The organism is Micromonospora sp. NBRC 101691 (assembly GCF_030269285.1).
In the GTDB taxonomy this organism is placed as follows: domain Bacteria; phylum Actinomycetota; class Actinomycetes; order Mycobacteriales; family Micromonosporaceae; genus Micromonospora; species Micromonospora echinospora.
In genome coordinates, this window is sequence record NZ_BSTB01000050.1 from 1 (window position 1) to 1184 (window position 1184).

Here is a 1184-nt window from a genome sequence, read left to right on the forward strand (position 1 = left end):
CTGTTCACGTCCGAGTCGGTCACGGAGGGCCACCCGGACAAGATCGCTGATCAGATCAGTGATGGGATTCTGGATGCGTTGTTGAGTCAGGATCCGCGTTCGCGGGTCGCGGTGGAGACGTTGATCACGACGGGGCAGGTGCACGTCGCGGGTGAGGTGACCACGAAGGCGTACGCGGATATTCCGTCGATCGTGCGGGAGACGATCCTGGGGATCGGCTACGACTCGTCGCGGAAGGGGTTCGACGGGGCGTCGTGTGGGGTGAGTGTGTCGATCGGGGCGCAGTCGCCGGATATCGCGCAGGGTGTGGACAACGCGTTCGAGTTGCGGACGGGGTCGTCGGAGTCGGCTCTTGATGCGCAGGGAGCCGGGGACCAGGGCATGATGTTCGGGTTCGCGTGTTCGGAGACCCCGGAGTTGATGCCGTTGCCGATCGCCCTCGCCCACCGGTTGGCGCGGCGGTTGTCGGCGGTGCGCAAGGACGGGACGATCCCGTATCTGCGGCCGGACGGTAAGACGCAGGTGACCATCGAGTACGAGGGGTTGCGGCCGGTCCGGTTGAACACGGTGGTCGTCTCGTCGCAGCATGCGGCGGACATCAGTCTGGAGTCGCTGCTGACGCCGGACGTGCGGGAGCACGTGATCGCCCCCGAGGTCGAGGGCCTCGGGTTGGACACCGACGGGTACCGGTTGTTGGTGAACCCGACGGGTCGGTTCGAGATCGGTGGGCCGATGGGTGACGCCGGTCTGACCGGCCGGAAGATCATCGTGGACACCTACGGTGGGTATGCCCGGCATGGTGGTGGGGCGTTCTCGGGTAAGGATCCGTCGAAGGTCGACCGGTCCGCGGCGTACGCGATGCGGTGGGTGGCGAAGAACGTGGTCGCCGCCGGCCTCGCCGAGCGGTGTGAGACGCAGGTCGCGTACGCGATCGGTAAGGCGCATCCGGTGAGTTTGTTCATCGAGACGTTCGGCACGGAGAACGTGCCGGTCGAGCGGATCGAGAAGGCCGTGAACGAGGTGTTCGACCTGCGTCCCGCCGCGATCATCCGGGACCTGGACCTGCTCCGGCCGATCTACCGGCAGACCGCCGCGTACGGCCACTTCGGCCGGGACCTACCCGAGTTGACCTGGGAGAACACCGACCGCGCCGCCGACCTCAAGTCAGCCGCAGGAGCCTGACC

Annotated in this window: 1 protein-coding gene; it reads left to right on the forward strand. The window is 66.7% G+C overall.

Going from position 1 to position 1184, the window contains the following annotated elements; genetic code table 11:
- Window positions 1–1182 (forward strand): methionine adenosyltransferase (gene metK / locus QSK20_RS31895; RefSeq protein WP_285792318.1); only part of this gene is annotated, 1182 nt, incomplete at its 5' end.
- Between the last annotated feature and the right edge of the window lie 2 nt (window positions 1183–1184).